Origin of the sequence: Mycobacterium tilburgii (assembly GCF_902168065.1) — a bacterium.
GTDB lineage: Bacteria > Actinomycetota > Actinomycetes > Mycobacteriales > Mycobacteriaceae > Mycobacterium > Mycobacterium tilburgii.
Window position 1 is genome coordinate 21426 of sequence record NZ_LR655729.1, and the last position, 6088, is coordinate 27513.

The following is a 6088-nucleotide window of genomic DNA, read 5'->3' on the forward strand; positions in this document are numbered from 1 at the left end:
CACCCTGCCCGCGGCGTTTACTATACTGACCCCTATCTACCGATCGACGACGCTATCGACACGATAGCGGTGAGTCCCAGACGCGCTCGCGCAGCAGGCACAACCCATTCAGGGCGAAAATGATCGTCGAGCTTTCGTGACCTGCGACGCCGAGCGGCAACGGTAGCTGACCGATGAGATCCCACACCACGAGTCCGGTGATGAAGACCGCCACGAGGACTAGGTTGGCCACCACGACGCGGCGGGCGCCGGGCTAGTGCCAGCACGGCCGGGATAGTCCCGAGTTCGTCCCGAACGGTGATCGCGTCGGCGGTGTCGAGGGAGAGGTCGGCACCGTTGCGTCCCATCGCGATCGACGTGTGCGCGCTGGCCATAGCCGGGGCATCGTTGATGCCGTCGCCGACGAACAGCACGCGGTGACCTTCGGCCGAAAGTGAGCGCACCGCAGCCACTTTGCCGTCGGGCAGCAGGTTGGCACGGACATCGGTGATGCCGATCTGTGCGGCAAGACGCTGTGCGGCGCCCCGAGTGTCCCCGGTCAGCAGGGCGGGTGGACCCGACGTGTGCGCGGCGATGCCGCGCACCACCGCGTCGGTTCCCGCGCGCACGGTGTCGTCGAGTCCGAGCACCGCGATGGGCGCCGCCTCGACGATGAGCAGAACGGCGGTGAGGTTCCGGCCTTCGAGATCACGCGCGGCGGGCGAATCACGGTGAAACGAACGTGGACTCAGTACCTCCACCGTCTGCTCTCCGACACGCGTCCGGGAATCGCCTGAAAATGGTTGGCGTGCAACAGTTCAAGTCCTCGGTTGAGCGCGGCTGCCGCGACCTCGCGCCCGAGCGGATGCTCGCTGAACTGCTCCGCGATGCCCGCTAACCGCAACACGGCGGCCTCGGAGTAGCGCTCGTCGAGGACGACGATGCCGGTGAGGTGCGGCGTTCCGGTCGTCAGCGTGCCGGTTTAGTCGAAGGTCACCTGCGTCCTGTCGGCAAGATGTTCCATCGCTACGGCGGACTTGACTAGCACGCTGTGCGTCCGGCGTTGGCGATCGCCGACAGCAGCGGCGACATGGTCGCCAGCACCACCGCGCACGGCGAGGCCACGATCATGAACGTCATCGCCCGAAGCAGCGTCGACCATCAGCGGAACCGCGAACAGCGCCACGGTGGCCACGATCACCCCGACGGAATAGCGTTGCTCGACTTTATCGATGAACAGTTGGGCGGTGGCTTTGGTGGCCGATGCCTGGGCGACGATGCGTGCGACGACGCTGTCGGACGGGTCTTTGGTGACCCGAATGCGAAGGGTGCCAGCGCCGTTGAGCGTGCCGGCGAACACGTCGTCGCCGACGGACTTGCCGACCGGCAAGGGTTCCCGGTTACCGATGATTGATCCACGTTGGAGGCGCCAACGACGACAACGCCATCGGCCGCGACGCGCTCACCGGGGCGTACGCTGACTATGTCACCGACACAGAGGTGTTCGGCGTAGACCGATTATTCACTGCCGCCGGCGCCGATCCGGACGGCGCGCTCGGGTGCCAGGTCCAGCAGGCCCTGCACCGAATCCTCGGTGCGCTTGGTCGCGGCGTCTTCCAACACGCCCGACGTGGCGAACATGACGATCAGCAGCCCGCCGTCGACAATCTGGCCGATGCTCGCCGCGCCGGCGGCCGCCACGACCATGAGCAGATCCACGTCCAGCGTGCGAGAATGTAACGCCCGCAGTCCTGTCGCGCCGGTTGCCAGCCGCCGCTCAGTTAGCACGCCAGGGTAGCGCGCCCACCAGCTCCACGCGGGCGCGTGCAGCAGCTGCGCGGCCAGTTTGGCCGCGAACAGCGCCAGCGCGGGTGCCGCCCAGCGCACCGAAGGGACCGACCACAACCGGGAGGGCCTCGACCATCGGCTGAGAGTGTCCGCCTCGCCTGCACGGTGGCGCTGCTCATCGACGTCCTTCCCCACAATAGAATCACTACATAAACACATGTAAACTACTACATATTTTACTATCATTTTGGGTGCACGTGCTTCAATTGGGAGATGAGACACGGAGTCGACGGCAGGGTGCAGCCACCGGCCATGCTCGACTCGACGGCCGCCGTCAAGATCGCGGAGACGCTGCAGGCGCTGGCCTCGCCCAGCCGGCTGATGATCCTGAACCGGCTGCGCCATTCGCCGTGCTCGGTCGGGGAGTTGTCCGCGGCGGTCGGGATGGAACAGCCCGCGGTGTCGCATCAGCTGCGGCTGCTGCGCGCGCTGGGTCTGGTCGCGGGCGATCGCAGCGGCCGCAACGTCGTCTACCGGCTCTATGACAACCACGTCGCCCAGCTGCTCGACGAGGCCGTCTATCACATCGAGCACCTGCGCCTCGGCGCCACCGACAGCACGGCATGACGGTCCCGACGGCCGTTATTGACAATCATTTTCGACAAGATTTCCGCGTGCCAGTATCTTGCGGCTGACCCTAATGAAAATGATTATCGACAACGCTGCAGGAGGCCGCGGATGAAGCCCGACATCCACACCGATTCCCATCCGGTGGTCTTCCAGGACGCCACGACCGGCGCGACGTTCCTGACCCGGTCGAGCCTGACGAGTTTACGCACGATCGAGTGGCAGACGCCGAACGGCGTCGAGACCTACCCGCTCGTCGTTGTGGAGGTCACTTCCGACTCGCATCCGTTCTGGACCGGGGCGCGCCGAATTCTCGACACCGCCGGGCAGGTGGAGAACAGGTGGAGAAGTTCCACCGCCGCTACGGCAACCGCGGTCGATCAACCGGCACCCAGTAGCCGGGGCTGGTCGCGGCAACCGCCCGCTAGTGCGCGTGCACACTCCACGCCGGCAGCGGATCGGCATAGCCGGTCCACCGCTGCGGGCCTTCGGCCAGTTCGGCGTCGGTCAGTAGTGCCGACGTCATGAGCGCCAGCACCCGGTCGCGGTCGAGCTTGACCCCTATGAACACGATCTCCTGCCCGGGTGGGAAGTCGGCGGTCGACCAGTACTGTGCCGGCTCGATCGTCAAGTTGGGTCCGGCCTGGACCAGATGGCGGCGAGCTCGGGACGGCTGGCGACAGCAGAAGCCTTTGCGTAACAGTCCTAACAACTGACCCCAGTGCCGCGTGCAGCCGCTGGGGGTGCAACGGCCGGGTCGCGCGGAACGTCACACTGCTGATGCCGTATTCCTCGGTTTCGTGTGTGTGTGGCCGCCGCCGGCCGCTTCCTGCTCCCAGCCTGGCAGTTCGGCGGCCAGGTCCGGATCGAACCGCCCCGTGCCGAGCACTTCCGACACGGAATCTGGCCATGGTCGGCGAGCACGAGGTGCGCCGACGGACTCAGCCGTCGCAGCGGTCACCCTGGCGCAGGAATCCTCGCTGACCAGGTCGGCTTTGCTGAGCACGATGACTTCGGCGAACTCCACCTAATCGACGAGCAGATCGGCGATGGTGCGCACGTCGCTGTCGTCGACGGCGAGGCCACGCGCCGCCAACGCCTCACCGCGCACGAGCTCGGGCAGAAACGTCGACGCGTCCACCACCGTGACCATCGTGTCCAGCCGGGCCACGCTGCTTCAGGCTGAAGCCGTCGTCGAACGTCCAGCTGAAGCTCGCCGCCACGGGCATCGGCTCGGAGATGCCCGTCGATTCGATCAGCAGATAGTCGAACCGGCCCATCGCCGCCAGACAGGCTACCGACTTGATGAGGTCTTCACGCAACGTGCAGCAGATGCAACCATTGGTCAATTCGACCAGCTTCTCTTCGGTGCGGTCCAAGTGGCCCGTGCCGGCGACCAGGGCGGCGTCGATGTTCACGTCACTCATGTCGTTGATGATCACCGCGACGCGTCGGCGGTCGCGGTTCGCCAGGACATGGTTGAGAGGGGTCGTTTTGCCTGCTCCGAGGAATCCGGACAGCACGGTCACGGGTAGCAGGCCAGTGCTCGGGGAGGACATTGGTTAATGATAATGATTTTCAATAAGGTTGCCAGCCTGATGCGGTGCCAAAATTCAGCTGAACTTTCGTTAAGAACGCGTGGCGGCAACGAATTAGATACGTTCAGGACCCTAATGTCGTCGGGATGAGTATCGAGTACTACCTGCAGAAGGTGCCGGTCGAATTCGTCCGGCCGGGCTTCTCGCTGGCCGTTCACGAAGACGGCGACTACAGGTTGTTCCAGGTCGTATGCACACAGATGTCGCAACGGGCCGGCATGCCGATCAGTTCAAACTCACCTCTCACCTCCGAGCCGGTGAACGGCGGTGAACCCTGGGTGCTGGAATGCGAAAAGGGCACGCCGGTGGTGCAGCTCATCGGCGTGGCCAAGAACGCGTCCTAGCTGTACATCTAGCTCGCTGAGCCCGCCTCGGCGGCCCGGATGCGCGCCGGGCAGCGCTGCGGTGATAATCATTTTCAACTGTCATGAGATTCCAGTTCGGGTGCGTTAGATGAGGGTCGAACGCCGAGCGCGTTTCGGGTCGATGGAAGTCCTGGTTTGCGGCATGGTGATCTTCGCGATCACCGGGACGTGGCTGCGGGGCATCGTGGCGAACAGCGCCGCGCTGGCCACCGCGGGCACCGTGTTCTGCGGGGTATTCGTCCAAGCCCTGCCGTTCCTGGGCCTCGGCGTGGTGGTCAGCGGATTGATCGCGGCGTTCGTGCCGCGCGAGCGTCTGCTGCGCTGGCTGCCGCGCCGGCCGGCGACGGCCGTGCTCGCCGCCGGCGTGGTCGGGGCCGCGCTGCCCGGCTGTGAATGCGGCTCGGTGCCGGTGGCCCGGCGGCTCTTCGGCGACGGCGGCGCGGCCGGCGCGGCGGCCCTGACCTTCATGCTCGCCGCGCCCGCGATCAACCCGGTGGTGGTGGTCGCCACCGCCGTTGCGTTTCCACGGCAGCCGAAGATGGTCGTCGCTCGGGTGGTCGCATCGTTGCTGACCGCGGTGGTGATGGGCTGGGCGTGGTCCCGGTGGGGCCGCGCCGAATGGATCACCCGCCGCCTGCCCCCGCACGAATCACACGGCGCGGCAACGCAATCCAAGTGGGTGTTGTTCTGCGAGGTGGCACGGCGCGACTTCCTGCAGGCCGCGGCGTACCTGGTGTTCGGCGCCGCCGCGGCGGCGGCCCTGCATGTGCTGGTGCCGCCGTGGATCTTCGAGCACGTCGGTGCGCGGCTGATCCTCGGCGTCGTGGCGATGGCGGCGCTGGCGGTCATCCTGGCGGTGTGCTCGGAGGCCGACGCCTTCGTCGCGTCCACCCTGACGATGGTGCCGCTGATCCCGCGGCTGGTGTTCCTGGTCGTCGGGCCGGCCATCGACGTCAAGCTGGTGGCCATGCAATCCGGGATGTTCGGCCGGCCATTCGCCACCCGCTTCGGCCCCGCGACCTTCGTCGTCGCCGCCGCGGTCGCCACCCTGGTCGGCCTGCTTCTGTTGGGTGGCACCGGATGAAACGCGAAACCGAAAACACCGTTCTGCTGCTGGTCGGGCTGAGCGTCGCGATGATCCTGGCCACCGGGGTGTTCACCCGCTACGTCAAGCCGACGCTGCTGCCGTGGCTCGGGTTGACCGCCGCGCTGCTCATCGGCCTCGCCCTGGTCGCCATTGTCGGCGACATCCGGCGCGGCGGGGCGCACCACGATGACCACCGTGACCACGGGCATTCGCACCGCGGCGGCGTGGTGTGGTTGCTGGCCGTGCCCGTCGTGGTGCTGATCTTCGTCACCCCACCCGCGCTACGGCCGCAGGCCGCCCGCGGGTCCGTGACAAACGTCTCCAACGACGTTCTGCGCCAAGAGTTTCCACCGCTCCCGCGGGGGCGCGCTCCCGAGGTCTCGCTGCCCGACGTCATGATGCGGGCCGCCAACGACACCACCGGATCGCTGAACGACCGGCTGATCACCGTCACCGGCTTCGTCCTCAACGAACCCGGCGGTGCCGACCTCGCCCGCATCGTCATCATCTGCTGCGCTGCCGACGCGCAGTTGGCCCGCATCCATCTGCGCGACCACGACGGCGCCGGCGCCTTGCACTACGCCGATCGCGGCCGGCCGCGGGGGGGGGGGGTCGGGTGGGCGGCGGGGGGGGGGCGGCACCGG

4 protein-coding genes and 3 pseudogenes are annotated in these 6088 nt (G+C 66.8%); 5 read left to right on the forward strand and 2 right to left on the reverse strand.

Annotation, left to right across the window (positions count from 1 at the left end; translation table 11 throughout):
• Window positions 1-52: 52 nt before the first annotated feature.
• Window positions 53-1986: pseudogene (locus FQ389_RS14280) on the reverse strand (heavy metal translocating P-type ATPase).
• A gap of 54 nt (window positions 1987-2040) precedes the next feature.
• Here FQ389_RS14280 and FQ389_RS14285 point away from each other — a divergent pair.
• The gene (locus FQ389_RS14285) at window positions 2041-2394 is read left to right on the forward strand and encodes an ArsR/SmtB family transcription factor (protein WP_144208766.1); all 354 of its coding nucleotides are present in this window, start codon (window positions 2041-2043) and stop codon (window positions 2392-2394) included.
• Between the two features lie 111 nt (window positions 2395-2505).
• Window positions 2506-2792 (forward strand): annotated as a pseudogene (locus tag FQ389_RS14290) (type B 50S ribosomal protein L31).
• Between the two features lie 26 nt (window positions 2793-2818).
• Here the strand turns inward: FQ389_RS14290 and FQ389_RS14295 are convergent.
• Window positions 2819-3953, reverse strand: a pseudogene (locus FQ389_RS14295) (GTP-binding protein).
• Window positions 3954-4078: 125 nt separating this feature from the next.
• On the opposite strand from FQ389_RS14295, the gene FQ389_RS14300 reads away from it, so the two are divergent.
• The 3 genes from FQ389_RS14300 to FQ389_RS14310 form a co-directional block, all read left to right on the forward strand.
• Window positions 4079-4336 carry a hypothetical protein gene (locus FQ389_RS14300; protein WP_144208769.1) on the forward strand — a complete coding sequence of 86 codons (258 nt, stop codon included), beginning with the start codon at window positions 4079-4081 and terminating at the stop codon, window positions 4334-4336.
• A gap of 109 nt (window positions 4337-4445) precedes the next feature.
• Window positions 4446-5441: a permease gene (locus tag FQ389_RS14305; protein ID WP_260860781.1), complete on the forward strand. Its 996-nt coding sequence runs from the start codon at window positions 4446-4448 to the stop codon at window positions 5439-5441.
• Window positions 5438-6088: TIGR03943 family putative permease subunit (locus tag FQ389_RS14310; protein WP_144208776.1), on the forward strand; the 651-nt coding region annotated here is incomplete at its 3' end. The genes FQ389_RS14305 and FQ389_RS14310, both read left to right, overlap by 4 nt.